21 protein-coding genes are annotated in these 25919 nt (G+C 70.6%); 11 read left to right on the forward strand and 10 right to left on the reverse strand.

Going from position 1 to position 25919, the window contains the following annotated elements:
- Positions 1-206 precede the first annotated feature (206 nt).
- Positions 207-731, forward strand: coding sequence for a hypothetical protein (locus ACWGKQ_RS08845; RefSeq protein ID WP_453291175.1), 525 nt, complete (start codon positions 207-209; stop codon positions 729-731).
- Between the two features lie 141 nt (positions 732-872).
- On the opposite strand, the gene ACWGKQ_RS08850 is transcribed toward ACWGKQ_RS08845, so the two are convergent.
- Positions 873-2060 carry a globin domain-containing protein gene (locus tag ACWGKQ_RS08850; protein ID WP_453291176.1) on the reverse strand — a complete coding sequence of 396 codons (1188 nt, stop codon included), beginning with the start codon at positions 2058-2060 and terminating at the stop codon, positions 873-875.
- A gap of 349 nt (positions 2061-2409) precedes the next feature.
- Here ACWGKQ_RS08850 and glnA point away from each other — a divergent pair, with 349 nt between their 5' ends.
- On the forward strand, positions 2410-3771 hold the full coding sequence (gene glnA / locus ACWGKQ_RS08855) for a type I glutamate--ammonia ligase (protein ID WP_089101251.1): 1362 nt from the start codon (positions 2410-2412) through the stop codon (positions 3769-3771).
- 96 nt (positions 3772-3867) lie between these two features.
- On the opposite strand, the gene ACWGKQ_RS08860 is transcribed toward glnA, so the two are convergent.
- Positions 3868-4389 carry a DUF3291 domain-containing protein gene (locus tag ACWGKQ_RS08860; protein WP_453291177.1) on the reverse strand — a complete coding sequence of 174 codons (522 nt, stop codon included), beginning with the start codon at positions 4387-4389 and terminating at the stop codon, positions 3868-3870.
- A gap of 291 nt (positions 4390-4680) precedes the next feature.
- On the opposite strand from ACWGKQ_RS08860, the gene ACWGKQ_RS08865 reads away from it, so the two are divergent.
- Positions 4681-6240: a S53 family peptidase gene (locus ACWGKQ_RS08865; RefSeq protein WP_453291178.1), complete on the forward strand. Its 1560-nt coding sequence runs from the start codon at positions 4681-4683 to the stop codon at positions 6238-6240.
- An 8-nt stretch (positions 6241-6248) separates the two neighbouring features.
- Here the strand turns inward: ACWGKQ_RS08865 and ACWGKQ_RS08870 are convergent, their stop codons facing one another.
- From ACWGKQ_RS08870 to ACWGKQ_RS08885, 4 genes are all read right to left on the reverse strand, one after another.
- Positions 6249-7268 (reverse strand): TolB family protein, encoded by a 1020-nt coding sequence (locus ACWGKQ_RS08870; protein ID WP_453291179.1) that lies wholly within the window; start codon positions 7266-7268, stop codon positions 6249-6251.
- Positions 7265-8599, reverse strand: coding sequence for an MFS transporter (locus tag ACWGKQ_RS08875; RefSeq protein ID WP_453291180.1), 1335 nt, complete (start codon positions 8597-8599; stop codon positions 7265-7267). The genes ACWGKQ_RS08870 and ACWGKQ_RS08875 overlap by 4 nt, the downstream gene beginning before the upstream one ends.
- A 1-nt stretch (position 8600) precedes the next feature.
- Positions 8601-9500: an alkaline phosphatase family protein gene (locus tag ACWGKQ_RS08880; protein WP_453291181.1), complete on the reverse strand. Its 900-nt coding sequence runs from the start codon at positions 9498-9500 to the stop codon at positions 8601-8603.
- A 116-nt stretch (positions 9501-9616) separates the two neighbouring features.
- Positions 9617-10129, reverse strand: a complete 513-nt coding sequence (locus tag ACWGKQ_RS08885; protein ID WP_453291182.1) for a pyridoxamine 5'-phosphate oxidase family protein — start codon at positions 10127-10129, stop codon at positions 9617-9619.
- 122 nt (positions 10130-10251) lie between these two features.
- On the opposite strand from ACWGKQ_RS08885, the gene ACWGKQ_RS08890 reads away from it, so the two are divergent.
- On the forward strand, positions 10252-13245 hold the full coding sequence (locus tag ACWGKQ_RS08890; protein WP_453291183.1) for a bifunctional [glutamine synthetase] adenylyltransferase/[glutamine synthetase]-adenylyl-L-tyrosine phosphorylase: 2994 nt from the start codon (positions 10252-10254) through the stop codon (positions 13243-13245).
- Between the two features lie 213 nt (positions 13246-13458).
- A complete protein-coding gene (locus ACWGKQ_RS08895) occupies positions 13459-14580 on the forward strand; it encodes a hypothetical protein (protein WP_453291184.1) in 1122 nt (373 codons plus the stop codon).
- Here ACWGKQ_RS08895 and ACWGKQ_RS08900 read toward each other — a convergent pair.
- The gene (locus ACWGKQ_RS08900) at positions 14516-15343 is read right to left on the reverse strand and encodes a phosphatase PAP2 family protein (protein WP_453291185.1); all 828 of its coding nucleotides are present in this window, start codon (positions 15341-15343) and stop codon (positions 14516-14518) included. The two genes, ACWGKQ_RS08895 and ACWGKQ_RS08900, sit on opposite strands and share 65 nt — an antisense overlap.
- Before the next feature lie 82 nt (positions 15344-15425).
- Positions 15426-16448, reverse strand: a complete 1023-nt coding sequence (locus ACWGKQ_RS08905; RefSeq protein ID WP_453291186.1) for a LacI family DNA-binding transcriptional regulator — start codon at positions 16446-16448, stop codon at positions 15426-15428.
- 329 nt (positions 16449-16777) lie between these two features.
- Between ACWGKQ_RS08905 and ACWGKQ_RS08910 the strand changes: the two genes are divergently transcribed.
- The 5 genes from ACWGKQ_RS08910 to ACWGKQ_RS08930 all read left to right on the forward strand — a co-directional run bounded on the left by ACWGKQ_RS08910 (position 16778) and on the right by ACWGKQ_RS08930 (position 23491).
- Complete coding sequence (locus tag ACWGKQ_RS08910) at positions 16778-18052, forward strand: extracellular solute-binding protein (protein ID WP_453291187.1); 1275 nt, start codon at positions 16778-16780, stop codon at positions 18050-18052.
- A gap of 124 nt (positions 18053-18176) precedes the next feature.
- Entirely contained in the window at positions 18177-19181 is a 1005-nt protein-coding gene (locus tag ACWGKQ_RS08915) for a carbohydrate ABC transporter permease (RefSeq protein WP_453291188.1), read from the forward strand.
- Between the two features lie 13 nt (positions 19182-19194).
- Positions 19195-20103: a sugar ABC transporter permease gene (locus ACWGKQ_RS08920; protein WP_453291189.1), complete on the forward strand. Its 909-nt coding sequence runs from the start codon at positions 19195-19197 to the stop codon at positions 20101-20103.
- Positions 20104-20321: 218 nt separating this feature from the next.
- A complete protein-coding gene (locus tag ACWGKQ_RS08925) occupies positions 20322-21983 on the forward strand; it encodes a glycoside hydrolase family 13 protein (RefSeq protein ID WP_453291190.1) in 1662 nt (553 codons plus the stop codon).
- 134 nt (positions 21984-22117) lie between these two features.
- Positions 22118-23491: an alpha-amylase gene (locus ACWGKQ_RS08930; protein ID WP_453291191.1), complete on the forward strand. Its 1374-nt coding sequence runs from the start codon at positions 22118-22120 to the stop codon at positions 23489-23491.
- Here ACWGKQ_RS08930 and ACWGKQ_RS08935 read toward each other — a convergent pair.
- A complete protein-coding gene (locus ACWGKQ_RS08935; protein WP_453291192.1) occupies positions 23467-24333 on the reverse strand; it encodes a helix-turn-helix transcriptional regulator in 867 nt (288 codons plus the stop codon). The genes ACWGKQ_RS08930 and ACWGKQ_RS08935 overlap by 25 nt on opposite strands.
- An 87-nt stretch (positions 24334-24420) precedes the next feature.
- Between ACWGKQ_RS08935 and ACWGKQ_RS08940 the strand changes: the two genes are divergently transcribed.
- On the forward strand, positions 24421-25197 hold the full coding sequence (locus ACWGKQ_RS08940) for an SDR family NAD(P)-dependent oxidoreductase (RefSeq protein WP_453291193.1): 777 nt from the start codon (positions 24421-24423) through the stop codon (positions 25195-25197).
- A 98-nt stretch (positions 25198-25295) separates the two neighbouring features.
- Here the strand turns inward: ACWGKQ_RS08940 and ACWGKQ_RS08945 are convergent, their stop codons facing one another.
- Positions 25296-25901 (reverse strand): DUF4232 domain-containing protein, encoded by a 606-nt coding sequence (locus ACWGKQ_RS08945; RefSeq protein WP_453291194.1) that lies wholly within the window; start codon positions 25899-25901, stop codon positions 25296-25298.
- Positions 25902-25919: the final 18 nt, after the last annotated feature.

Genomic DNA, 25919 nt, shown 5'->3' on the forward strand with positions numbered 1-25919 from the left:
GAGGCCGGTGGGGCCGCGGCCTGCGCGTGATGCCGACAACCAAGCGCGGGCCATGACTTGCCCTCCGTAAGTCCCGGCGTATTCAAACATTCAACAAAGGGATCTTCGTGACCGACAAAGGGCTCTACCCGCATAGATGATCCCGGTGCTGTCATGCTCACGACCGCCCGGAATTCCTGCCGGGCACCGCTCCGGGAGATCCCCCCATGCCCCGAATATCCCGCTCCCTGGTCACCGCCCTCTCCTCCCTCGCCCTCGCCGCCGCAGGCCTCACGGTCGCCGCCGGCACCGCGCACGCGCAGAGCTGCAGCCAGGACTACCTGCCCCTCCCCGACCCCAGTTGCCAGCCCGGCGATTTCAACCCGGACGTCACCCAGTCCACCATCGACTCCACCATCTGTGTCTCCGGGTGGACCGCGACCGTCCGGCCCTCCAGCTCCTACACGACCGCGCTGAAGAAAAAGCAGATCGTCGAGTACGGCTACACGGACACCAGTACCTCGGACTACGAGGAGGACCACTTCGTCCCCCTTGAGCTCGGCGGCGCCCCCAAGAGTGAGCTCAACCTCTGGCCCGAGCCGGAGTACGGCACCACGACCGCCGCCAACAAGGACACCGTCGAGAACAAGCTCAAGAAGGCCGTCTGCGCCGGCACCGTCACCCTCGCCGACGCCCAGGACGCGATCGTCACGGACTGGACGACCGCGCTGTCGAACCTCGGCCTGAGCTGATCCCGTCCGCCCGACGCAGGGGCCGGTCTCCTTCCTACGGGAGTGGCCGGCCCCTCTCGGTTCCCGCCCGGCTTCCCTCGGCTTCCCTCTCGGGACGCCGCTCGCTCACACGTGCCGCATGCCGCCGGCCCACCGCGGGGATCAGGCCCCGGCCGCAGCCGCCGCCAGCCACAGGTCCGGTCCGAAGACCTCGTAGTGGACGTCGGCCGGCGAGACGCCCTTGGCGAGCAGCTGGGTGCGGACCGCGCGCATGAAGGGGAGGGGGCCGCACAGGTACGCGCGCGTGCCGGGGTGTACCGGGACGTCGGTGAGGTCGACCAGGCCGTTGCGGGTGCCCGGTTGCCCGTCCCGCTCGTAGAAGAGGTGGACGGAGGCGTCCGGGAGCTTGGCCGCGTAGGCCGTGTGGTCGGCGCGCAGGGCGTGGTCGGCGGGGGAGCGGTCGCCGTGTACGACGGTCACCGGGGCGCGGTGGCCGTCGGCCGCGAGCACGGCCAGCATCGCCACCATGGGGGTCACCCCGATGCCCGCGGAGGCGAGCAGCAGGGGCCGGCCGTCGGCGCCGTCTCCGTCGAGCACGAGGTCCCCGTACGGCTCCGACAGTTCGAGCAGGTCGCCCTCGCGCACGCGCGCGTGCAGGTGGCGGGAGACCTCGCCGTCGCGCTTGACGCTGAACTGGCGGACCGACTCGCCCGGCGCGCCGGAGAGGCTGTACTGGCGTATCTGGCGGGCGCCGTCGGGGAGGGTGACGCCCACCGAGACGTACTGCCCGGCCCGGAAGCCGCGCACCGCCGTCCCGCCGGCCGCGGGCCGCACCCGGAAGGTCACGACGTCGGCGGTCTCCGCGACCCGCCCGACGACCTCCCACGGCCGCAGCCCCTGGACGCCGCCGCTCTCCTCGTAGAGCCGCTTCTCGATCGCGACGAGCGCGTTCGCCATCAGCCAGTAGACCTCGTCCCAGGCCGCCGCGACGTCCGGGGTGACGGCCTCGCCGAGCACCTCGGCGATCGCGGCGAAGAGGTGCTCGTGGACGACGGCGTACTGCTCGGGGGCGACCCCGAGGGAGGCGTGCTTGTGGGCGACGCGCCCGAGCATCGCGTCGGGTCGCTGGTCCGGGTGGTCCAGCAGGTGCGTGGCGAACGCGGCGACGGCCCCGGCCAGGGCCTGGCGCTGGATGCCGGCGGCCTGGTTGCCGCGGTTGAAGAGGTCGCGCAGCAGCTCGGGGTGGGCGGCGAAGAGACGGGCGTAGAAACGCTCGGTGATCTCGCCGAGTGCCGCGCCGACGGCGGGCAGGGTGGCGCGGACGGTGGCGGCGGAGGTCTCGGACAGCATCGGGGCTCCTAGTGGCTCGGCTCGGCCGAACGGCTCGTTGTCCCGCACGCTATTAAAACTTGCATCTGGGATTCAAATTTAGGCTGCGTGGTGTCCGTCACCGTGGGTCCGGTACCTGACCGACGCCGGGGAAACCGAACCGGCCATTACGGATGTCGGTGCGAGCAGGCAAGATGGGCGGCAGGGCAGGACATCTGCCGTACGAGAGCCGTTCAGGCCGAGGTCGCTCGGGCGATCAAGGTGCGCAACGCGCATGAAATGCTGTTGTGGTGTGATGCTCAGGTGCCCGACCGCCTCCCGCGGGACAGGGAGTCAGGCGGCCTGACCAGCAAGGATGGGGAAGCGGAAGATGGACAAGCAGCAGGAGTTCGTGCTCCGGACCTTGGAGGAGCGCGACATCCGGTTCGTACGCCTGTGGTTCACGGACGTGCTGGGCTTCCTCAAGTCCGTCGCCGTGGCCCCGGCCGAGCTTGAACAGGCCTTCGACGAGGGCATCGGCTTCGACGGCTCCGCCATCGAGGGCTTCGCCCGGGTCTACGAGTCCGACATGATCGCCAAGCCGGACCCGTCCACCTTCCAGGTCCTCCCGTGGCGCGCGGAGACCCCCGGCACGGCCCGCATGTTCTGCGACATCCTCATGCCGGACGGCTCCCCGTCCTTCGCGGACCCGCGGTACGTCCTGAAGCGTGCCCTGGCCCGCACCTCCGACCTCGGCTTCACCTTCTACACCCACCCGGAGATCGAGTTCTTCCTGCTGAAGGACCGCCCGCTGGACGGCTCCCGCCCCACCCCGGCCGACAACTCGGGCTACTTCGACCACACGCCCACCAACGTCGGCATGGACTTCCGCCGCCAGGCGATCACCATGCTGGAGTCGATGGGCATCTCGGTCGAGTTCTCCCACCACGAGGGCGCCCCCGGCCAGCAGGAGATCGACCTGCGCTACGCCGACGCGCTCTCCACGGCCGACAACATCATGACGTTCCGGCTGGTCATGAAGCAGGTGGCGCTGGAGCAGGGGGTGCAGGCGACCTTCATGCCGAAGCCGTTCTCCGAGCACCCCGGCTCCGGTATGCACACCCACCTCTCCCTCTTCGAGGGCGACCGCAACGCGTTCTACGAGTCGGGCGCGGAGTTCCAGCTCTCCAAGGTCGGCCGCTCCTTCATCGCGGGCCTGCTCAAGCACGCGGCGGAGATCGCGGCGGTCACCAACCAGTGGGTGAACTCCTACAAGCGCATCTGGGGCGGCTCCGAGCGCACGGCGGGCGCCGGCGGCGAGGCCCCGTCCTACATCTGCTGGGGCCACAACAACCGCAGCGCCCTGGTCCGCGTCCCGATGTACAAGCCCGGCAAGACCGGCTCGGCGCGCGTCGAGGTCCGCTCCATCGACTCCGGCGCCAACCCGTACCTGGCCTACGCCGTCCTTCTCGCCGCCGGCCTCAAGGGCATCGAGGAGGGCTACGAGCTCCCGCCGGGCGCCGAGGACGACGTCTGGGCCCTCTCCAACGCCGAGCGCCGCGCCATGGGCATCGAACCCCTCCCGCAGAACCTCGGCGAGGCCCTCACCCTGATGGAGAACAGCGACCTGGTCGCCGACACCCTGGGCGAACACGTCTTCGACTTCTTCCTGCGCAACAAGCGCCAGGAGTGGGAGGAGTACCGCAGCGAGGTCACGGCCTTCGAGCTGCGGAAGAACCTGCCGGTGCTGTAGGCGCAGGCCGGAGAGGTCTGAGCCGGCGCAACGATGCAGGGCCGAGGGTCGTGGACCGTCGGCCCTGCGTTCAGTGAGCGGTCTGCTCGCCGTCGTTCAATCGAGGTGAGTTCCGTCCGGGGCGAACGAGCGGTGGAAGGTGAAGGCGTGCGGCGCGGGGCCGTGGGCGTGGAGGTGCTCCAGCCTGGAGACCCCGTCCTGCCAGGTGGGTATCGCGTCGTCGGAGACCCACCAGAACACGTGAGCCGGGTGTCCTGTCCTCTCGAACCAGTCGCTGCGCCTGTTCAGCGCCTCACGGTGCGGACCGGTGTAGACGGCGTCGAAGGCGGGGCGCAGGCCGGTCCAGAGTGAGAGGGTCGCGGCCAGGGCGGTGGTGTCCACCGTACGGCCCTTGTCGTACCAGGTCGGTACGGCGAACTCGCCCCACGGACCCCAGTCCGCGTCGAAGAGCATGCCCCGGATGCCGTCTGCCGCTTCAGCGTGAGCGAGGTACCCGGGGTGCCGGCTGATCTTCCGGTAGACGGCCTCACCCATGTCGTAGAACTCGTGCGTGAGAGGTGCGGCCTCGGCGAGAGGTGACTTCAGGACGCCGAATGTGTACAGCGCAAGACGGGGCACGCGTCTCTCCCTGGTCGGTGTTGCCTGTGGCGGGTGGCTCAGCCCGAAGGCCAGGTGAAGGTAGCTGCCTCTGCGGGCCATGTCGAAGTTGCGTTTTTCCTGTCCAAGTGGCCTCTGAGGTCAGACGGCGGTGACATCGGCATCCTGTGCTTCAGTGCTTTTCGAAGGGGCGAGAGGCGCGGCACTGAGGTGCCGCCGTTCTGATGATTCTGTCGGGTAAATCGTGTGAAAGTGCGAACATTCGCACATTTATTCACCTGGCTGTTGTTCCCCAGCAGAAGGTGGTCCCCCATGCCCGAACAGCACGTACGCCTCGCCGGAAGCGAGCGGCCGCACCCCGCGAAGTCCGTGGCCATCGCGGAGCCGGTCGACCCGAACGAGGAGATCGCGGTCACCGTTTCCCTGCGTGACGCGGGAAAGAACGACAACCCGGAGCAGCGCCGCGCGGACGCGGAGAAGGTGAAGGAATCCCTCGGCCGGTACGGCCTCAGGGTGACGGACGAGCGCCTCGAGGTCGGCAGCATCGAGATGACGGGGAAGGCGAAGGACCTCAACCGCGCCTTCCAGACCGAGCTGAAGCTCTACCACGGCGAGCGGCAGGGCGTGTTCCGGGGACGGGAGGGCGAGCTCGGGATCCCCGCCGACCTCGACGGCGTCGTCGCCGGTGTGTTCGGGCTGGACAAGCGGCGAGTGGCCCGGCGCAGGGTGTTTCCCGGACACGGCGACCACGGCTCGTTCACGCCGCAGGACCTGGAGGAGCAGTACCAGTTCCCCGAATCCACCGGCCGGAACCAGAAGATCATCGTCCTTGAGTTCAACGGATGCTACTTCGACGAGGACACCGACATCTTCTGCCGGAACCACGGGCTGACTCCGCCCGCGGTGAGCATCGTGCCTGTCGGCTACACGCCGCCGCGCACCCTGGAAGAGCTCAGGCAGCTCCCCAAGCAGGAGCGGGACTTCGCGTTCGAGGTGGCCGGCGAGGTCATGATGGACGTGCAGATCATCGTCGGCCTGGCCCCCGAGGCGGACGTCTCGGTCCTCTTCGCCGACTGGGACCAGAAGGGCTGGATCGACCTCCTCGACCAGGTCATCCTCGCCGATCCCGACGCGGTCTCGATCAGCTACGGCCTGGCCGAGGACCACCCCGACTGGTCGCTGCTGGGCATCCACGAGATCAACAAGCGCCTCGCCGCGGCGGCGGACAAGGGCATCACCATCTGCGTCTCCTCGGGCGACGACGGCTCGGGCGACCAGATGGGCGACGACCGGTGCCATGTGGACTTCCCGGCGTCCAGTCCGCATGTGCTCAGCGTGGGCGGCACCGAGATCGTCCGCGGTGACGTGGAGAAGCCCTGGTGGGTCGCGCCCGGCGACCGCAACGGCGGCGGCGGAGCGACCGGCGGCGGCGTCAGCGTCCTATGGGACCGGCCGGACTGGCAGACCGTCCAGGTCACCTCTCTCAACCCGGGTGCCATCGACGGCCGGGTGGTCCCGGACGTCTCGGCGCTGGCGGGGCCGCCCTTCTACGACCTGATCTTCGTGGGGCACCCCGCCCCCAACGGCGGGACCAGCGCCTCGGCGCCGCTGTGGGCCGCCCTCATCGCCCGTGTCTACGAGCTGCTGCCGCACGCCAAGCAGCACCGGTTCCTCACCCCGCTGCTGTACGGCACCGGTACCAACAGCAAGCCGCTCGGCGTACACGTCTGCCGGGACATCGCCGCCGGCCACGACAACGCCTCGTTCCCCCTCCCGGGCCGGGGCTACAAGGTCCGGCCCGGCTACGACGCGAACACCGGCTTCGGTGTGCCCGCCGGACGCGAGATGGTCAAGGCGCTGAACACGGTCTGAGACCCGGGTCAGCGGACATAGGCCGGGGAGACCGCCGAGACGCTGATGCGCCGCGGTTTCCCCGTGCCGTCCGCCGGGACCGTGTACAGGTCGGCGCCGTAGTCGCCCGGCAGGGCGTAGACGATCGTGCGGGTGTCCTTCCAGACCGCCTGGTCGTCGACGCTGCGGGTCTCCGCGAGCGGGGTTTCGCGCATCGTCCGCAGGTCGAGGACGTAGAGATGCCACGGCGCGTCCTTCGGCAGGCCCTGCACGCGTTTCTTGTACGCGATGCGGGTGCCGTCGGGGGAGAGGGACGGGCATTCGACGTTGGTGTGGAGGGTGGTGACCGTGCGGGTGGAGAGGTCGCCGCGGACCAGGTACGTCGTGCCCTTCGTCGCCAGGGTGGCGTAGAAGGTGCGGTCGTCCGGCGCGAAGGTCACGCCCCAGAAGTTGACGTCGGGGGATCGGTAGGGGCGGCCGTCCTTGATGATCCGGAACGTCTCCAGGGACGGGATCAGGGTGCCGGTGCGGGTGTCGGCTATCGCCGTGCGGGTCGAGAAGTTCGTGCCGGCGTACGAGTCGCCGCCCACGAACGCCGTCCATGCCGCGTAGTGGCCGGTGGGGGAGACCCGGGCGCGGGACGGGATGCCGGGGACGTCGTAGTGGGCGGTGGCGTGCAGGTGCGCGTCCAGGATCAGGGCGCGGTAGGTGTCCGAGACCGGGCCGTGGACGGCCTGGAGGCAGACGCCGGTGCCCGCGGCCGCGTAGAAGCGGAGGCATTTCACCCCGGAGGCGGTGCGGGGGGCGGACGGGGCGGAGGCGGGGACCGTGGTCAGCTCGTCGCGGTGCGGGCCCCAGGCCATGTTGCGGAAGACCATGCGGCCGGGGGCCGTCAGGGTCACCGTTCCCGCGGTGACCTTCGGGCCGCCCGCCCGGGTGTGGTCACGGCGCTCCGCCCGGGCGGAGGCGTGCAGCACGGAGGCCAGGGCTATCGCCGTCAGGACAGCGAGCGCCGAGAGGAGGATCAGGAGGCGGGAACGGACGGTCATGCGGCGGCCTTCCGGAGGGGGCGCAGGGTGAGGGCGTACGCCGCGCACACCGCCAGGGCCACCGCCGACACGCTCAGCGCCGTACGGTCGCCCCACAGCGTCCACGCCGCCCCGAACCCCAGTGAGCAGGCGAAACGCGCCGCCGCCTGACCCGTCTGGACCAGCGCCAGGCCCGACGAGCGCAGCGCCTCGGGGACGCTGTCGGACGCGGCCGCCATCAGGACGCCGTCGGTCGCCGCGTAGAAGGTGCCGTGCAGGGCCAGCACCGCGTAGGGGAGGGCGGTGCCGTGCCAGGACGTCAGCAGCAGCGCGTAGCCGAGCAGCAGGGCCGCGTGACCGGTCAGGAAGACGTGCCAGCGGCCCCAGCGGTCGGCCAGGCGGCCCAGGGGGACGGCGAGGAGGAGGAACGCGGCCGCCGTGCCGAGGGGGAGGAGGGCGAACCAGCGGTCCGGGACGCCGAGCCGGCGTTGCAGCAGCAGGTAGACGAAGGAGTCGCTCACCGTCGCCAGGCCCAGGAGCAGGGCGCAGACGGTGATGCGGCGCAGGTCGCGGTCGGTCAGGAGGCCGAGAGCCGCGCGCAGGGTGGGGCGCGGTGCGGGGCTCGCGGCGGGGTGCGGCGCGGGGCGCGCGGCGCGGTGCGGTGCGGGGCTCGCGGCGGGAGCGGCCGTCTCGGCACGTGCGCCGCCGGGTACGAACAGGACCAGGACCAGTACGCCGAGCACCGCCACGCAGAAGCTCACCGTGAACACCGCGTCGTAGCCGTCCACCGTCGCCCGGAGGATGAGGAACGCGGCCAGGGGGCCGAGCAGGGCGCCCGCCGTGTCCATGGCGCGGTGGACGCCGAAGGCGCGGCCCCGGGTCTCCGGGGTGCTGGAGAGCGAGATCAGGGCGTCGCGCGGCGCCGTGCGCAGGCCCTTGCCGGTGCGGTCCGCCGCCAGGATCAGGCCGATGGGCGTCAGCGAATGCGCCACCAGCAGCAGGGGTTTGCAGATCGCCGAGAGGGCGTAGCCCGCGCCGGCCACCCACTTGTGGCGGCCGCCGCCGCGGTCGGCCAGGTGGCCGCCGACCAGGCGTACGACCGCCGAGAAGCCGTTGTAGACGCCGTCCAGGAGGCCGAAGCCCAGCGGGGACAGGCCCAGGCCCGCCACCAGGTACAGCGGGAGGACCGCCGTGACCATCTCGGAGGACACGTCGGTGACCAGGCTGACCGTGCCGAGGGCGAGGACGGTGGGCGCGATCGTGGTGCGGTACCGCCCGGCCGTCGCGGGCCGGGCGGTACCTGCCACGGACGCCGTCGTCGCGGTGCTCGCGCGGCTGTCCGCTACGTACACGTCAGGACGCCCAGATCCCGGTGATGTCGGACGCGGACGCCGCGTTGCCCGCGTGCGCGCTCAGGCCCTGGCCGTCCTCCAGGGTGCGCAGCAGGTCGTAGTGGTCGTACGTGGTGGACGAGGTCGAGCCCGCGGCGACCGGCTGGCCGTACAGGACGGTCGGGATGCGGTTGCCGGAGAGCAGGTTGTCCTCGTCCATGGTGACGACGAGGAGGCTGTTGTGGGTCTTCGCCCAGGTGGCGTACGCGCCCAGGTTGTTCTTCAGCCAGGTGTCACCGGTGGACACCGAGCAGTCGTGCATGTCGCTGCACAGGTTGGGGGTCACGAAGGACAGCTGGGGGAGGGTGGTGTAGTCGGTCGGGAACTGGGCGAACGTCTTCGCGGTCGACGTCGGGACGTTGCTGAAGCCGAACCAGGGGTTGTGCTTGCGCGCGTAGTTGCCGCTGCTGCACGTGGTCGAGCCCTGGCTGGGCAGGGTCTCGTTGTAGCTGGCCCAGGTGCGGCCGGCCGCGAGCTGCTCGGAGGCCAGGTTCGCCGCCGAGGAGAAGCCGGGCGTGTAGCAGCTGTCGCTCGTGATGCCCTGGGTGGAGCCGGAGAACAGGGCGAAGTAGTTCGGCTGGCTGGGGTGGGTCTCGGCGTACATCTGGGTCAGGTTGGCGCCGCCGGACGCCAGCGAGTTGATGTAGGGGGCGCTGGAGGAGCCGATGACCTGGCTGTAGGCGTGGTTCTCGAGGACCACGACGATCACGTGGTCCGGGGTCGGTACGGCGCTCGCGGCCTGCGCGGACGTGCCGCCGAGCCCGGTCCACAGGCCGACCGCGGCCGCGGTGAGGGCCGTGGCGGAGGCCACCGCCGTACGGGCACGGCGCAGTGTCGTCGAACGTGCGGAACTGCCGGACACATCAACCTCCGGTGCTGGGGAAGGGAGGGGGTCGGGTGGCGGTGCGGACTGAGCATGCACACGCCAATAATCCTCGCTCCCCCGGCTTCCGGCCAGACAGATGAAGACCGGATGAACTACTGGACCCGGTGCTCCCACTTCGTCTGGCTGAACGGCTCCCCCTTGCCGAAGCCGAGGACCCTGCGCGGCCGCACCGCGAAGACCAGGGCCCGTCCCGGCCCGTGGTGGAAGTACCCGTCCGCCACCTCGTAGTGCCAGAACGGGCCGTACTTCGCCTCCCAGGCCGCCGCCAGCCCGCGCAGCCGGCCGTCGTCGGTGACCCGCACCGCCTCGCCCTCGACCGTCACGTCGTACCCCTCGGTCCAGCTGTTGGTGCCGGTCGTCAGCACGACGTGCGGGTTCCCGGCGAGGTTCGCGGCCTTCCGCTCGCCGGGACCGGTGCCGAAGTGCAGGGCGCCGTCGTGCCACACCGCCAGCAGCGGGGTGACGTGGGGGCGCCCGTCCGGGCGTACCGTCGAGATCCAGAACAGCTCGGACTCCGTCAGGACCTTCTCCGCCTCGGACCAGTCGTGGGCGGTGGTGCCCTCGCTGCTGTAGCGGGCGTCCAGCACGCCCTCGGGCTCGCGCATGATGCCTCCTCGAGTTCCTCACCGGTGCAGACCGTGATCCCGCCCGGAACTCATCGGCGCTCGTGACGGGGACTCCGGTTAGGCTCGGGCGGGGACGACCTTGATCCGGAGGGAGGCCGCGGATGACGCCGGGGCGCAGGAGCAGTACCTTCACGCGACTGCTGCGGCACGGCTTCACCGATGCCTCGGCCGCCGAGCGGCTGCTCGACAGCGCCGAGCTGGCCGCCGTACGCGACGATCCGGTACTCCTCGAAGCCCTGGGCGCCACCGCCGACCCCGACCTCGCCCTGCATGGCCTGGTACGGCTCCTGGAGGCCCAGCCCGGCCCCACCGCCCGCCGTGAACTGCTCGACACCCTGATAGCGGCCAAGCCGCTGCGGGACCGCCTGCTGGGCGTCCTCGGCGCCTCCGCCGCCCTCGCCGACCACCTCGCCCGGCACCCGCGCGACTGGGAGGCCCTGGTCACCTACGAGCCCCGCGACCTGCACCCCGGCGTCACGGAGTTCGAACGCGGGCTCGCCGAGGCCGACGACCCGGTCTCGCTGCGCGTCGCCTACCGGCGCTGCCTGCTGTCCATCGCGGCCCGGGACGTGTGCGGGACGACCGACGTCGCCCAGACCGCCGCCGAACTCGCCGACCTGGCCACCGCCACCCTGCGCGCCGCCCTCGCCCTCGCCGAGACCGCCGCGCCCGAGGACGCGGCCCGCTGCCGGCTCGCGGTGATCGCCATGGGCAAGTGCGGCGGCCACGAGCTGAACTACGTCTCCGACGTCGACGTGATCTTCGTCGGCGAGGCCGCCGAAGGAGCCGACGAGGCCAAGGCGCTGCGGTCCGCCACCAAGCTCGCCTCGCACATGATGCGGATCTGCTCCGAGACCACGGTGGAGGGGTCGATCTGGCCCGTCGACGCCAACCTCCGCCCCGAGGGCCGCAACGGCCCCCTCGTCCGCACCCTCAGCAGCCACCTCGCCTACTACCAGCGCTGGGCCAAGACCTGGGAGTTCCAGGCCCTGCTCAAGGCCCGCCCGGTCGCCGGCGACCTCGACCTGGGGCAGGAGTACGTCGCCGCCCTCGAACCCCTGGTCTGGAAGGCCGCCGAACGCGAGAACTTCGTCACCGACGTGCAGAAGATGCGCCGCCGCGTGGTGGAGAATATCCCCGTCGCCGAGCTCGACCGCGAGCTGAAGCTCGGCCCCGGCGGTCTGCGCGACGTCGAATTCGCCGTCCAGCTCCTCCAATTGGTGCACGGCCGCGCCGACGCCTCGCTGCGCTCCGGCACCACCCTCGACGCCCTCCAGGCCCTCGCCGTCGGCGGCTACGTGGGCCGCGCCGACGCCGTCCAGCTCGACGACGCCTACCGGTTCCTGCGCTCCATGGAGCACCGCATCCAGCTCTACCGGCTGCGCCGCACCCACCTGGTCCCCGAGGACGAGGCCGACCTGCGCCGCCTCGGCCGCTCGCTCGGCCTGCGCACCGAACCGGTGACCGAGCTGATCCGCGAGTGGAAGCAGCACACCGGTGTCGTACGGCGCCTGCACGAGAAGCTCTTCTACCGCCCGCTGCTCGATGCCGTCGCCCAACTCGCCCCCGGCGAAGCCCGGTTGAGTGCGGAAGCCGCCCGGGAACGCCTTGAGGCGCTCGGCTACGCCGACCCCGCCGCCGCCCTGCGCCACCTGGAGGCCCTCGCCTCCGGCGTCACCCGCAAGGCCGCCATCCAGCGCACCCTGCTGCCCGTCCTGCTGGGCTGGTTCGCCGACTCCGCCGACCCGGACGCGGGCCTGCTGAACTTCCGCAAGGTCTCCGACGCACTGGGCAAGACCCCTTGGTATCTACGGCTGCTCAGGGACGAGGGCGCCGCCGCCGAGAACCTCGCACGCGTGCTGTCCGCCGGCCGTCTCGCCCCCGACCTGCTGATGCGCGCCCCGGAGGCGGTGGCCCTGCTGGGCGACGGCGACGGGGGCGGCCTGGAGCCGCGTGGCCGCGCCCAGCTGGAGCAGGAGATCCTCGCCGCCGCCGGCCGCGCCGACAACGCCGAGGACGGGGTACGGGCGGCCCGCGGCGTGCGCCGCCGCGAGCTGTTCCGGACGGCCGCCGCCGACATCGTGGACTCCTACGGCACCGAGACCAAGCCCGCCGAGGCCGACCAGGGCGCCCTGGTCGACCGGGTCGGCGCCGCCGTCTCCGACCTGACGGCGGCGACGCTGGCGGGGACCCTGCGCGCGGTGGTCCGGGACGGCTGGGGCGAGACCCTGCCCACCCGGTTCACCATGATCGGCATGGGCCGCTTCGGGGGCCACGAACTGGGCTACGGCTCCGACGCCGACGTCCTGTTCGTGCACGAGCCGCGGGAGGGCGTGCCCGAACGGGAGGCCGCCGACGCGGCCAACAAGGTGGTCGCCGAGATGCGCCGGCTGCTCCAGATCCCGAGCGCCGACCCGCCGTTGCTGATCGACGCCGACCTGCGCCCCGAGGGCAAGTCCGGGCCGCTGGTGCGCACGCTCAAGTCCTACGAGGCGTACTACCGCCGGTGGTCGCTGGTCTGGGAGTCGCAGGCCCTGCTGCGGGCCGAACCGGTCGCCGGGGACGAGGAGCTGGGGCGCCGGTTCATCGAGCTGGTCGACCCGCTGCGGTATCCGGCGGAGGGGCTCGGCGAGGACGCGGTGCGCGAGATCCGGCGGCTGAAGGCCCGGATGGAGTCCGAGCGGCTGCCGCGCGGCGCCGACCCGAAGCTGCACACGAAGCTGGGGCCGGGCGGGCTGTCCGACGTCGAGTGGACCGTGCAGCTGCTGCAGCTGCGGCACGGCTGGGCCGAGCCGGGACTGCGCACCACCCGGACCCGGGAGGCGCTGGCCGCGGCACAGGCGGCCGATCTGCTGGGGACCGAGGAGGCGGCGATACTGGACGAGGCCTGGGTGCTGGCCACCCGGGTGCGGAACGCCGTGATGCTGGTACGGGGACGGGCCGGCGACACGTTTCCCACCGTGAGCCGGGAGCTGGCGGCGGTGGGACGGTACCTCGGGTACGGGGACGGACACGCCGGGGACATGCTCGACGCGTACCGGCGTACGGCGCGGAGGGCCCGGGCCGTGGTGGAGGAGCTCTTCTACGGGGCCTAGCCCCAGCGTCCCAGCTCCGCTGAAAGTGCCGCGATATCTGGAAGTGCCGCGATATGCCGTCAGTCGACTGCGGCGCCGTCGTGGCTGGTCGCGCCCGCGCGGCGGTAGCCGCATATCGGATACGGCCCCGCGCCCCTTTGGGGCGCTGCTGCTTAGGTCCCCGCGTCCCGAGGCCCCGGCCTGCCGCCGGACAGCCGTGACACCAGCAGTTCGGTGAACTGGTTGGCCGGCCCAGGGGAGCCGGCGGCCCGGCATGGTCTGGACCTGCGCCTCGCGCTGCCGGAACACCGGGTGGTCGACGCGGACGTACACGACACCGTCCGCCGCGGCGCCCTCGTCCAGGTCGCCGAGGTCGCCCACCAGGGCGATGCCGCCTCCGGCGCGTACGAACTCGTACTGGGTGGCGATCGTGTCGCAGACCAGGGCCGGGCGCACGCTGAGGCCCTCCAGCCGGACGCCGATGTCGAAGAGTTCGCGCAGGCTGGCACCGAGATGACCGCGGCGCACTCCACCCCCGACAAGGGCTGGGACGAACCCTCGCTCTCCGCCGCCGAACGCCTCTACGCGTGGAACACCCTGGAGGTGCTGTCGCTGGGCGCGGGCGATGTGGACCGCCCGGTCAACGCGATCCCCGGCCGGGCCCGTGCGGTGCTCCAGCTCCGGTACGTCGTGGACACCGACGTGAGCCGCGTCGGCGAGGTCGTCGCGGAGCACCTCGCCCGGGAGGGCTACCCCATGATCGACGTGAACGTCTCGCAGACGTTCGCGGCCGGCCGGACCCCGCCGGACGACCCCTGGGCGGTCTGGGCGAAGGCCGTCCTGGAGCGGGCGGCCGGGCGGCCCGTGGCGGTCCTGCCCAACATCGGTGGCTCCCTCCCGCACGCCGTCTTCACGGACGTCCTCGGCCTGCCCGCGCTGTGGCTGCCGCACTCCTACCCGGGGTGCCGCCAGCACGCCCCCGACGAGCACCTGCTCGCCCCGATCGCCCGCGAGGGCTGGTCCTGGCGACCTCGCTGTTCCACGCCCTGGGCGACCCGACGCCCGAACTCCCGCTGCCGAGGGGGTCCCGATGACCGTTCAGCAGTCCCGGCCCACGCCCGTCACCGCGACGCCGGCCACCGACAGGCGCGTGATCGCGCTGCTGGTGGCGGGGCGGCGGTACGGGGTGCGCCAGCCGCTAGCGGGGAGTGCCGTCGTCGTTCGTCTGCCGCGACGTCGTGGCTGGTCGCGCCCACGCGGCGGAGCCGCATACCGACACAGCCCCGCGCCCCTATCGGGGCGCGGTTCTCGGCAGGGCGTACGGCAGGGCTCCGTACCACAGGCGGGCCACGGTGATGCCGAAGGTCAGGCAGAGGGCGCCGCCCACCGCGTCCAGCCAGAAGTGGTTGGCCGTGGCGACGATGACGAGGAGGGTCGCCGTGGGGTAGAGGAGGCCGAGGAGCCGGGCCCACGGGACCGATGCCAGGGCGAAGACCGTCAGGCCGCACCACAGGGACCAGCCGATGTGCATGGACGGCATCGCGGCGTACTGGTTGGACATGTGCTTGAGGTCGCCGGAGGCCATCGAGCCCCAGGTGTGGTGGACGGTCACGGTGTCCACGAAGCCGCCGCCGTTCATCAGGCGGGGCGGGGCGAGCGGGAACAGGTAGTAGCCGAGGAGGGCGACGCCGGTCGTGGCGAAGAGGGCGAGGCGGGCCGCCGCGTAGCGGCCGGGATGGCTGCGGTAGAGCCACACCAGTACACCCAGCGTCACCACGAAGTGCAGCGTCGCGTAGTAGTAGTTCATCCCGATGATCAGCCAAGTCACCGAGTTCACGGCGTGGTTGACCGACTCCTCGACGGCGATCCCCAGCTGGTGCTCGGTCCTCCAGATCCAGTCCGCGTTGCGCAGCGCCTGCGCCTTCTGCTCCGGGACCGCGTTGCGGACGAGCGAGTACGTCCAGTAACTCACCGCGATGAGCAGGATCTCGAACCAGAGCCGGGGCCGTCGCGGCGTGCGCAGCCGGCCGAGGAAACCCTGTCCTTGCTCGCCCGTGACGGTCCGCGGAAGGGTCTGTTGTGCGCGACCTTCCGGCTCTGTCACGGTCGAGTCACTCATAGGCACAGAGTCTGCCAGAAAAGACGTCTTCGACAGATCATCCCAAGGTTGGGTTCACGGTGCATGTTGTACGACGCGGCGACTACTTCCCGGGTACTGCCGCCGTGGATCCGCGTACCACCAACTCCGGCATGAAAACGAACTCGCTGTGCGGGGCCGGCGTACCGCCGATCTCCTCCAGCAGGGTGCGCACCGCGGCCTGGCCCATCGCCGGGACCGGCTTGCGGATGGTGGTGAGGGGCGGGTCGGTGAAGGCGATGAGGGGGGAGTCGTCGAAGCCGACCACCGAGACGTCCCGGGGGACGTCGAGGCCGCGCTGCCGTACGGCCCGTATCGCACCGAGGGCCATCATGTCGCTGGCGCACACGATCGCCGTGCAGTCGCGGTCCATGAGCGACGTGGTGGCCGCCTGGCCGCCCTCCAGGGTGTACAGGGAGTGCTGCACGAGCTGCGTCTCGACCGCGTCCGCAGTGAGGCCCAACTGGTCCTGCATCGCCCGCACGAACCCCTCGATCTTGCGCTGCACGGGGACGAAGCGCTTGGGGCCGAGGGCCAGCCCGATCCGGGTGTGGCCCAGGGAGACGAGGTGGGTGACGGCCAGCGTCATCGCGGCCCGGTCGTCGGGGGAGATGAACGGCGCCTGCACCTTCGGCGAGAAACCGTCCACGAGGACGTACGGCACGCCCTGCGCCCGCAGCCGCTCGTAGCGCTGCATGTCGGCGGTGGTGTCCGCGTGCAGCCCGGAGACGTAGATGATCCCGGCGACCCCCCGGTCCACCAGCATCTCGGTCAGCTCGTCCTCGGTGGACCCGCCGGGGGTCTGGGTGGCGAGCACGGGGGTGTAGCCCTGCCGGGTCAGCGCCTGCCCGATGACCTGTGCCAGGGCCGGGAATATCGGGTTCTCCAGCTCGGGGGTGATCAGCCCCACCAGGCCCTCGCTGCGCTGCCGCAGCCGTACCGGACGCTCGTAGCCGAGGACGTCCAGGGCCGCGAGCACGGACTGGCGGGTGGTGGCCGCGACGCCCGGCTTCCCGTTCAGGACCCGGCTCACCGTCGCCTCGCTCACCCCCGCCTGCGCTGCGATGTCGGCAAGCCGTGTGGTCACGGCACCGGACTGTACCGGCCGTATCGTCATCGCGGTCCCTCTGTTCTGGTCGGCGCTCCTGGTCCCGCAAGGGGATGATTCCCGTGCCGGAGACGGATGGCAAGAGCTTGCAGAGTCTTGCACAACCGGGACATGCCCCGCTCAGCCCAGTGCAACAAGGGTCTCGCGGCGATCGACGGACGGTCACGACGGCATAACGTCCGCAGCCTCTTGCACTTTTTTTCTGCAAGGTCTTTCGCAAGGCTTACATCGCTGTTACGTTCCCTGACGCCCGGCCACGGCAACGGCGCGTCGGCAGCACAACGGGCTTTCACCCTCAAGGAGAACTCATGCGGCGTGGCATAGCGGCCTCCGCGCTGGTGGCGTCCCTCGCCCTCACGGCGACGGCGTGCGGCGGGAGCGGCAGCGACAGCAAGTCGGACGGCCCGGTCACCATCACCTGGTGGGACACCTCCAACGCCACCAATGAGGCACCGACGTACCAGGCCTTGGTCAAGGAGTTCGAGGCCGCGAACAAGGACATCAAGGTCAACTACGTCGACGTCCAGTTCGACCAGGCGCAGAACAAGTTCGACACGGCCGCCCAGTCCGGCAAGGGCGCCCCCGACGTACTGCGCTCCGAGGTCGGCTGGACCCCCGCCTTCGCCAAGGCCGGCTACTTCGTGCCGCTGGACGGCACCGCCGCCCTCGCCGACAAGGACAAGTTCCAGTCCAGCCTGATCACCCAGGCCCAGTACGAGGGCAAGACCTACGGCGTCCCGCTGGTCACCGACACCCTCGCCCTCGTATACAACAAGGCCCTGCTGAAGAAGGCCGGCATCACCGCGGCGCCCACCACCTGGGACGAGGTGAAGGCCGACGCCGCCAAGATCCAGGACAAGACCAAGACCACCGGCTACTGGGGTCCCGAGGCCGCGTACTACACCCAGCCGTTCCTCTACGGCGAGGGCACCGACATGGTCGACGCCTCCGCCAAGAAGATCACCATCACCTCGGCGGCGGCCAAGAAGGGCTACCGGACCTGGCTGGACCTCTACTCCGGCAAGGGCCTGCACAAGGCGGACGTCACCGCCGACGCCTACGCCCACCGCCAGGACGCCTTCGTCAACGGCAAGGTCGCCATGACCATCGAGGGCCCCTGGGAGATCACCAACTTCTACAAGGGCTCCGCGTTCGGCGACAAGTCCAACCTCGGCATCGCCGTCGTCCCGGCCGGCTCCGCCGGCAAGGCGGGCGCCCCGACCGGCGGCCACAACCTCTCCATCTACGCCGGCATCGACAAGGCCCACCAGGCCGCGGCCGAGAAGTTCGTCGCCTTCATGACCTCCGCGAAGTCCCAGACGGAGATCGCCCTGAAGAACTCGACCCTGCCGACCCGCTCCGACGCCTACACCGCCGAGGTCAAGGCCGACCCGGGCATCGCCGGCTACCAGGCCGTCCTCTCCTCCGCCCAGCCGCGCCCGGCGCTCGCCGAGTACTCCTCCCTGTGGGGTCCGGTCGGCACCGAGCTGACCAAGATCGCCGGTGGCAAGGAGTCCCTGGACAAGGGCCTGAGCACCGCCGAACTCGGGATCGAGAAGCTCGTCCCCGACTTCAGCAAGTAAGCCCTCGGCGGCCGCCGGAGCGCCCTCTGTTCAGGGGGGAGCGCTCCGGCGGCCACCGGCCTGTGCCAGCCGCCCAGCCCGGCCCCGGAAGAACCGGCCGGAAGAACCAGAAGGTGTCGAACCCATGACAGTCGCCATCGACCGCGCGACCGGCCAGCGCCACGGTGACCGCGCGCCCCGCCCCGGGCTTGGCCGGCGGCTGAAGAACGGCTACCAGAAGTACTGGTACGCCTACGCGATGATCGCCCCCGTGGCCGTCGTCCTCGGGGCGCTGGTCATCTACCCGTTGGTGTACGGCTTCTACCTGACGCTGACGAACGCCAACAGCCTCAACACCGCCCGCACCATCGGCGTCAACCACATCGACGCCACCTACAAGTTCATCGGCCTGGACAACTACAAGGACATCCTGTTCGGCCCGACGTCCTACGACCGCTTCTGGTCCCACTTCCTCTGGACGATCGTCTGGACCGCGCTCTGCGTCACCCTGCACTACACCATCGGTCTCGGCCTCGCCCTGCTGCTCAACGAGAAGTTCCGCGGCCGCACCTTCTACCGCATGGTCCTGGTGCTGCCCTGGGCGGTCCCGACCTTCGTCACCGTCTTCGGCTGGCGGTTCATGCTCGCCGACGGCGGCATCATCAACGCGACCCTGCACTTCCTCCATCTGCCCCAACCGCAGTGGCTGGAGGACACGTTCTGGCAGCGGGCCGCCGCGATCCTCGTCAACACCTGGTGCGGTGTGCCGTTCATGATGCTCTCGCTGCTCGGCGGCCTCCAGGCCATCGACGGCACGCTGTACGAGGCCGCCGAGGTGGACGGCGCGAGCGCCTGGCAGCGCTTCCGGTACGTCACCGTGCCGGGGCTGAGGTCCGTCAGCTCCACCGTCGTACTCCTCGGCATCATCTGGACGTTCAACCAGTTCGCCGTCATCTTCCTGCTCTTCGGCGATACCGCTCCCGACGCGCAGATCCTGGTCACCTGGGCCTACTACCTCGGCTTCGGACAGCAGCCGCGTGACTTCGCCCAGTCCGCCGCCTACGGCATGCTGCTGCTGGCCATCCTGATCGTCTTCACCTCCTTCTACCGCCGCTGGCTCAACCGCAACGACCAGCAGCTCGCGATCTGAGGCAGGAGTTCCCATGAGCACGACCACTGTCCAGACCTCCGCCCAGGTCGCCGAGGAGGCCCCCGTGACGACCACCCCCCGAGTCCGCGGCCGGGGCGAGCGCGGCCCGCTCGGCAGCGCCGTCATCCACGGTGTCCTCGGCATCGCGAGCCTGATCGCCTTCTTCCCGGTCGGCTGGCTGATCTTCCTGTCCCTCGGCCCGGACAAGGACGACTACCTGCACCCGAGCGGCATCTGGCACAAGATGACGCTGGACAACTACTCCTTCGTCCTCCAGCACACCGGCTTCTGGAACTGGTTCGAGACGACGATGATCGTCGTCGGCGGCACCACGATCATCGGTCTGATCCTCGCCTCCACCACCGGCTACGCGGTCTCCCGGATGCGCTTCCCCGGCTACCGGAAGTTCATGTGGCTGCTGCTGCTCACCCAGATGTTCCCGATCGCCGTGCTGATCGTGCCGATGTACCAGATCCTGTCGCGGCTCGGCCTCATCGACAGCTACCTCGGCCTGATCCTCGTCTACTGCACGACGGTGGTGCCGTACACGGGCTGGCTGCTCAAGGGCTACTTCGACACGATTCCCTTCGAGATCGACGAGGCCGGCCGCGTCGACGGGCTCTCGCCCTTCGGCACGTTCGCCCGGCTGATCCTGCCGCTCGCCAAGCCCGGCCTCGCGGTCGCCGCGTTCTACAACTTCCTCACCGCCTTCGGCGAGGTCGCGTTCGCCTCCACGTTCATGCTGAGCGACGACAAGTACACGTTCGCCGTGGGGCTGCAGAGCTTCATCAGTGAGCATGACGCGCAGCGCAACCTGATGACCGCGACGGCGGTGCTGATCGCGATACCGGTGGCTGTGTTCTTCTACCTCGTGCAGAAGAACCTGGTGACCGGCCTCACCGCCGGTGGGACCAAGGGGTAACGCTTCGCTGGGAGGCCGAACCGATGGGCCGTCGTTCGTCTGCGGCTTCGTCGTGGCTGGTCGCGCAGTTCCCCGCGCCCCTTACGGGGCGCTATGACTCCCGTGCGCCCGAACGCGCGGGTTGGCGGCCGTGGTCCCCATCCGACCCCGCTGTGACCACGGCCGCCTCAACACCCACCTCCGACCCGATGACCCTGTTACGACGCATCAAGGACGCCATGAGCCAGCAGCAATCCGCCGCACCGGCCCCCGCCATCGCCACCGTCGCCCGTCGCCGCGACTGGTGGCGGGACGCGGTGATCTACCAGGTCTATCCGCGCAGCTTCGCCGACAGCAACGGCGACGGGATGGGTGATCTGGAGGGTGTGCGGGCCAGACTCCCGTACCTGCGTGACCTCGGTGTCGACGCCGTGTGGCTCAGCCCGTTCTACGCCTCGCCGCAGGCCGACGCCGGCTACGACGTCGCCGACTACCGGGCCGTGGACCCCATGTTCGGCAACCTGCTGGACGCGGACGCGCTGATCCGTGACGCGCACGGGCTGGGGCTGCGGATCATCGTCGACCTGGTGCCCAACCACTCCTCCGACCAGCACGAGTGGTTCAAGCGGGCGCTGGCCGAGGGCCCCGGCTCGCCGTCGCGCGACCGCTACCACTTCCGTCCGGGCAAGGGCGAGAACGGCGAACTCCCGCCCAACGACTGGGAGTCCATCTTCGGCGGACCGGCCTGGACCCGGGTGGCGGACGGCGAGTGGTACCTGCACCTCTTCGCCCCCGAGCAGCCCGACTTCAACTGGGAACATCCGGCCGTGGGCGACGAGTTCCGCTCGATCCTGCGGTTCTGGCTGGACATGGGCGTGGACGGCTTCCGTATCGACGTCGCCCACGGGCTGGTGAAGGCGGAGGGGCTGCCGGACCTGGGCGGCGGCGACCAGCTGAAGCTGCTGGGCAACGATGTCATGCCGTTCTTCGACCAGGACGGCGTCCACGAGGTCTACCGGCAGTGGCGGCACGTCCTCGACGAGTACGCCGGTGAGCGCATCTTCGTCGCCGAGGCCTGGACCCCGACGGTCGAGCGCACCGCGAACTACGTCCGCCCGGACGAGCTCCACCAGGCGTTCAACTTCCAGTACCTGAGCACGGAATGGGACGCCGCCGAGCTCCGCGTGGTCATCGACCGCACCCTGGAGGCGATGCGTCCGGTCGGCGCCCCCGCCACCTGGGTGCTGTCCAACCACGACGTCACCCGGCACGCCACCCGCTTCGCCAACCCGCCGGGACTGGGGACCCAGATCCGCACGGCGGGGGACCGGGCGCTCGGCCTGCGCCGGGCCAGGGCGGCCACCCTCCTCATGCTCGCGCTGCCCGGCTCCGCGTACATCTACCAGGGCGAGGAGCTGGGCCTCCCGGACGTCGTGGACCTGCCCGACGAGGTCCGCCAGGACCCCGCGTACTTCCGCGGCGCCGGCCAGGACGGTTTCCGCGACGGCTGCCGGGTGCCGATCCCGTGGACGCGGGAGGGGTCGTCGTACGGCTTCGGCGGCGGGGACAGTTGGCTGCCGCAGCCCGCGGACTGGGGCGAGTTGAGCGTGGAGGCGCAGACCGGGGTGGCCGGTTCGACGCTGGAGCTGTACCGCACCGCGCTGGGCATCCGCCGGGCGCAGCCCGACCTGGGCGCCGGGGACGCGGTCGAGTGGCTGCGCGCACCGGAGGGCGTACTCGCCTTCCGGCGCGGGGAGTTCGTGTGCGTCGCGAACACGAACGGCGAGTCCGTCACCACGCCGGCGTACGGCCGGGTGCTGCTCGGCAGCGGTGAGGTGACCGAGGCGGACGGCGAGACCAAGGTGCCGGCCGACACGACCGTGTGGTTCACGACGGCCTGACGCCCGGCTGAAAGTTCTTGCATCAACTTCACACGGCCCGCTGCCATTTCAGGCAGCGGGCCTTTAACATCTGCGTCACCGCAAGTTTGCTGCAATATTTCAGCAAGCGCCTTCAACGGTGAAGGAGCCCCCACATGGCCCGCAGAGCCCTCTCCGGGGCCGTCGCTCTCGCGGCGGTCGCCCTTGTCATGACCCCGTCCGTCGCGTCGGCCTCCCCGCCGGGCACCAAGGACGTCACCGCCGTCCTCTTCGAGTGGAACTACGGCTCGGTCGCCAAGGAGTGCACCAACACCCTCGGCCCCGCCGGCTACGGATACGTCCAGGTCTCCCCGCCCGCCGAGCACATACAGGGCTCGCAGTGGTGGACGTCGTACCAACCGGTGTCGTACAAGATCGCGGGCCGGCTCGGCGACCGCACGTCCTTCCAGAACATGGTGAACACCTGCCACTCGGCCGGTGTGAAGGTGGTCGTCGACACCGTCATCAACCACATGTCGGCGGGCAGCGGCACCGGCACCGGCGGCTCGTCGTACACGAAGTACGACTATCCAGGGCTGTACTCCTCCTACGACTTCGACGACTGCACCTCCCTCGTCTCCAACTACGCCGACCGCTGGAACGTCCAGCACTGCGAACTCGTCGGTCTCGCCGACCTGGACACGGGTGAGGAGTACGTCCGCAAGACCATCGCGGGCTATATGAACGACCTGCTCAGCCTCGGCGTCGACGGTTTCCGCATCGACGCGGCCAAGCACATCCCCGCCGAGGACCTCGCCAACATCAAGACCCGGCTGACCAACCCGTCCGTGTACTGGAAGCAGGAGGTCATCTACGGCGCCGGCGAGGCCGTCCAGCCCACCGAGTACACCGGCAACGGCGACGTCCAGGAGTTCCGTTACGCCTACGACCTCAAGCGTGTCTTCAACGACGAGAACCTCGCCTACCTGAAGAACTACGGGGAGGGCTGGGGGTACCTGAGCAGCTCGGTCGCCGGGGTCTTCGTCGACAACCACGACACCGAGCGCAACGGCAGCACGCTCAACTACAAGGACGGCGCCAACTACACCCTGGCCAACGTCTTCATGCTCGCCTACCCGTACGGTGCCCCGGACATCAACTCCGGTTACGAATGGTCGGACGCCGATGCCGGGCCGCCCGACAACGGTGTCGTCAATGCCTGCTGGCAGGACGGCTGGAAGTGCCAGCACGCCTGGCCGGAGATCATCCGCATGGTCGCCTTCCGCAACGCGGTGCACGGCGAGTCGATGACGAACTGGTGGGACGACGGCGCCGACGCGATCGCCTTCGGGCGGGGTGCGAAGGGCTATGTCGCCATCAACCACGAGTCGGGTTCGCTGTCGCGGACGTACCAGACGTCACTGCCGGCGGGGACGTACTGCAACGTGCAGAACAACACGAGCGTGACCGTGAACGGCTCCGGGCAGTTCACCGCCACCCTCGGCAGCAACACCGCCCTCGCGATCTACGTCGGGAAGTCCACCTGCTGAGGGTCCATGCGCTGGGTGCCGATCACCGACAGCAGCCGCAGCGCCTCCTCGGACGGTGAGCCGGGGGTCGCGGTGTAGATCACGACCTGCTGGTCCCGGTCGGTGATGTCGAGGGCGTCGCAGTTGACGGTGACCGGGCCCACCACCGGGTGCTGGAAGGTCTTGCACAGGGTGGGCTCGGCGGACACGTCGTGCGACTCCCACAGCCGCCTGAACTCCTCGCTCCCGGCGAGGAGTTCGGCCACCAGCCCGGTCACCTCGGGCGAGTCGGGGTAACGGCCCGCCGCGGCCCGCAGGCGCTGCGCCGAGAGCCGGGCGAAGGCGTCCACGTCCGACACCCCGTACAGCCTGGTGCCCGCCGGGCGCGGGGTGAGGAAGGCGCGGCGCATGAGATTGCGATCGCGCGGGGTCAGCGCGGAGAAGTCCTCCATGAGGGCGGCCGCCAGATCGTTCCAGGCCAGCACCTCGAAGGTCGCGGAGGTCACGAAGGCGGCGGCCTGCGGAAGCCGGTGCAGCAGGTCGAGCAGGCTCTGCCGTACCTCGCGGGAGGGCCCGGGCGGCGGGCCCGGCGGCGCTCCGGCGAGATGGTGGAGATGCCCACGCTCGGCGTCGGACAGCCGCAGCGCCCGCGCCAGCCCGCCCAGCACCTCACGCGACGGGCGCGGCCCCCGGGCCTGCTCCAGCCGCGTGTAGTACTCCGCCGAGATGAACGCCAGCTGCGCCACCTCCTCGCGCCGCAGCCCCGGCGTCCGGCGGCGCGGACCGTGCGGCAGCCCGACCTCGGCAGGGGAGATCCGCTCACGTCGGCTGCGCAGGAAAGCCGCCAGTTCTTGCCTGTCCACCCCTCCAGTGTGTGCCGGGCGCCCGACCCCATCCAGGTACCGCCGGTGCCTGGATGAGGCCGGGCGCCCGGACGCAGGCTCGAAGGCATGGAGAACACAGTGAATCCCGGTCTGCTGACCGGCAAGGTCGCGTTCATCAGCGGAGCCGGGCGCGGGATCGGCGCGGCGGCCGCCCGGCTATTCGCCCGCGAGGGCGCCCGGGTACTGCTGGCGGCCCGCACGGAGGACCAGCTCAAGACGGTCACCGAGGAGATCCGCGCGGCAGGTGGCACCGCGGACTACACGGTCTGCGACCTGGCCGACCCGGCGAGCGTCCGCGCCGCGGTGGACCGCACGGTGGAGGTCCACGGCCGCCTGGACCTCGCCTTCAACAACGGAGCGGTCGCCCAGCACCCCGGCCCCATGGACGAACTTCCCGAGGCCGACTTCGACCACATCACCAACGTCGACCTCAAGAGCGTCTGGCTCGCCATGACCGCCGAGATCGCCGCCATCCGGGCCACCGCCGGCACCGGCGCGATCGTCAACAACTCGTCCGTCGGCAGCCTGGGCGCCAACCCCGTCCTGCCGGTCTACGGCGCCCTGAAACGGGCCGTCAACAGCCTCACCGAGTCGGCCGCCGTCACCTACGGCCCCGAGGGCATCCGCGTCAACGCCATCGCCCCCGGCGGCACGCTCACCGAGATGGTCCGCGCCTGGGACGAGGCCACCCCCGGCGTCATCGACCGCATGAGGTCCACGACCCCCTTGGGCCGCACGGCCGACCCCCACGAGATCGCCGAGGCCGCCGCCTGGCTCCTCAGCGACCGCGCCTCCTACGTGACGGGCACGGTACTGAGGGTGGACGGCGGCGCCCGGGCCTGAGCGGTCCGCGAAGTGCCGCACTATGCCGTCTGCGGCGCCGTCGTGGCTTGTCGCGCAGTTCCCCGCGCCCCTTCGGGGCGCTGCCGGACCCGCTCAGGTCACGGCGTGACGTTGATGTGCTTGGCCAGGGCGGTGACGGAGAGGTCGGCGTGGTCGACCCAGTTCGGGAAGGCCAGCGTCTTGTGCTGGGTGGAGGCCGGCGGCGTGATCTCCAGGAAGGAGGCGTGCACCGCGCCCGAGGTGCCCGTGTTGACGTGGGTCCAGGCGACGACGGCCTCGGCGCTCTCGCCGTCCTTGAGGGTGAGGGTCTTCTTGCCCGGGTCCTTGGCGTACCAGGTGTTGCCCCAGTGCGTGTGGGTCTTGATCGCCTTGTGCTTGGAGTTCTCCAGCCCCAGGCCGGGGTAGCCGCGCAGCGCACAGGTCTTGCCGCTGAGGTTGCGCAGGTTGATGACGACGCCCTGGTGGTTCATCCCGCCGGCGAGCTGCTTGCCGAAGGTGGCCTTGAGGGCGGCGGCGGAGCAGGTCGGCGTGGCCTTGGCGGTGCTCGGGGTCGCGGCATTGGCGGTGCCCGCCCAGACGAGGCCCAGACCGGCGAGGGCGGCCGCGGCCCCGGCGACCTTGGCGCGGCTGAAGCCGCGGCGGGCGCGGTGCCTGCCAGCGGTACCGGAGGTGTCGGTGCTGTAGGTGCTCAGGTCTTCGTTCACGGCGACGGCGCTCCACTC

Source organism: Streptomyces sp. NPDC054770 (genome assembly GCF_053611985.1).

Coding starts and splice junctions, on each gene's coding strand:
- ACWGKQ_RS08845 (WP_453291175.1), top strand. CDS start 207: ATGCCCCGAATATCCCGCTCCCTGGTCACCGCCCTCTCCTCCCTCGCC.
- ACWGKQ_RS08850 (WP_453291176.1), bottom strand. CDS start 2,060: ATGCTGTCCGAGACCTCCGCCGCCACCGTCCGCGCCACCCTGCCCGCC.
- glnA (WP_089101251.1), top strand. CDS start 2,410: ATGGACAAGCAGCAGGAGTTCGTGCTCCGGACCTTGGAGGAGCGCGAC.
- ACWGKQ_RS08865 (WP_453291178.1), top strand. CDS start 4,681: ATGCCCGAACAGCACGTACGCCTCGCCGGAAGCGAGCGGCCGCACCCC.
- ACWGKQ_RS08870 (WP_453291179.1), bottom strand. CDS start 7,268: ATGACCGTCCGTTCCCGCCTCCTGATCCTCCTCTCGGCGCTCGCTGTC.
- ACWGKQ_RS08885 (WP_453291182.1), bottom strand. CDS start 10,129: ATGCGCGAGCCCGAGGGCGTGCTGGACGCCCGCTACAGCAGCGAGGGC.
- ACWGKQ_RS08890 (WP_453291183.1), top strand. CDS start 10,252: ATGACGCCGGGGCGCAGGAGCAGTACCTTCACGCGACTGCTGCGGCAC.
- ACWGKQ_RS08900 (WP_453291185.1), bottom strand. CDS start 15,343: ATGAGTGACTCGACCGTGACAGAGCCGGAAGGTCGCGCACAACAGACC.
- ACWGKQ_RS08910 (WP_453291187.1), top strand. CDS start 16,778: ATGCGGCGTGGCATAGCGGCCTCCGCGCTGGTGGCGTCCCTCGCCCTC.
- ACWGKQ_RS08915 (WP_453291188.1), top strand. CDS start 18,177: ATGACAGTCGCCATCGACCGCGCGACCGGCCAGCGCCACGGTGACCGC.
- ACWGKQ_RS08920 (WP_453291189.1), top strand. CDS start 19,195: ATGAGCACGACCACTGTCCAGACCTCCGCCCAGGTCGCCGAGGAGGCC.
- ACWGKQ_RS08925 (WP_453291190.1), top strand. CDS start 20,322: ATGAGCCAGCAGCAATCCGCCGCACCGGCCCCCGCCATCGCCACCGTC.
- ACWGKQ_RS08930 (WP_453291191.1), top strand. CDS start 22,118: ATGGCCCGCAGAGCCCTCTCCGGGGCCGTCGCTCTCGCGGCGGTCGCC.
- ACWGKQ_RS08940 (WP_453291193.1), top strand. CDS start 24,421: ATGGAGAACACAGTGAATCCCGGTCTGCTGACCGGCAAGGTCGCGTTC.